2 protein-coding genes are annotated in these 1030 nt (G+C 42.9%); both read right to left on the bottom strand.

What is annotated here, in order from left to right; genetic code table 11:
• Positions 1-293: 293 nt before the first annotated feature.
• The gene (locus NG833_RS22140) at positions 294-596 is read right to left on the bottom strand and encodes a hypothetical protein (protein ID WP_254567444.1); all 303 of its coding nucleotides are present in this window, start codon (positions 594-596) and stop codon (positions 294-296) included.
• 73 nt (positions 597-669) lie between these two features.
• The gene (locus NG833_RS22135) at positions 670-1011 is read right to left on the bottom strand and encodes a hypothetical protein (RefSeq protein ID WP_254567443.1); all 342 of its coding nucleotides are present in this window, start codon (positions 1009-1011) and stop codon (positions 670-672) included.
• Positions 1012-1030: the final 19 nt, after the last annotated feature.

Here is a 1030-nt window from a genome sequence, read left to right as displayed (position 1 = left end):
GGCGCATCTAGGAGTTGGGGGAGGGGCCAGAATTGGAAAAAAAGTTCGCATCCGAAAACAAGTCATCGAAGCGACCATTTACCCAGGTTAGGCGTAAATGCAGCAAGTGATTAAATCCCTCAGAACTCCATCGCATACCTACACCCTTAAAGCGCTGTTGGATTAACCATTTACAAGCACTCTCGACCATCCCAGAACCTCTGGGTATGGCGTCAGCTTCAAAACTTTTATAAGTAATATGATTTTCATGAGTTTTCAAATAGTTATGTACTCGGCGGATAATTTGGCGTTGGCTAGGGGTTAAACACCCCTCGGGTAAAACTTTTTCTAATTCTAAAATTACTTCTTTTGAATTTCCATATCTTACGGTGATGTCGCCACTGTTTAAACCAGTTTTTTGCTTCCCTCGTCCGGCCATCTTTATAAGCGGCTGCCGCTGACCACAAATGTCCAGCCGCATGATAAAAATCTAATACCCCTATCACATTTAATGGAGCTAAATATTGATAATATAAATTCCAAAAACCTACTCCTCCATCGGAGAGCCACACTACCTTAGAGGCTCTATTTAATCCAGAACGAATGGCTTCTAGCATTAGCCGGGGACAGAGGTCATTAATATTTCCGAGAACTGCTACTAGACGCCGTTGATGTAACCGGGTTGCTGTTTTACGCTCTTCGAGTAAAATATGCTCCTAGTCGGGCGATTACTCCCACTTTTACTTCTCGCCATTGTGTGGCTCCAGATGGAGTTTTTTCCTCGGGTCTAAAAGGCACCATTACTCCATCAGCAGCTAAAGCTAAAGCCATTTTTTCGACATCAGAGGACAATGACTCAACTATCGGGTTGTCCCCTTGCTCAAAAGCCGCTATTTCTTTCTGAGTTTGTTCCCTTGTCAGTCTTCCTTTGGAGGCAACCCAATTCCCAATTGTTTGACTACAAACCTTAATTCCTGTTAGCTGTTTTAGTAATTTACTGGTAATCCCGAAAGGAACAAAAATTGCTAACAAACATCCCAACCTCATGACT

The organism is Oscillatoria sp. HE19RPO (assembly GCF_024220515.1).
Lineage (GTDB): Bacteria > Cyanobacteriota > Cyanobacteriia > Cyanobacteriales > Laspinemataceae > Laspinema.
This window is presented reverse-complemented; position numbering and strand designations above follow the sequence as displayed.

Bases quoted from the DNA above. Each gene is read 5' to 3' on its own strand.
- NG833_RS22140 (WP_254567444.1), bottom strand. From the start codon at position 596: ATGCTAGAAGCCATTCGTTCTGGATTAAATAGAGCCTCTAAGGTAGTG.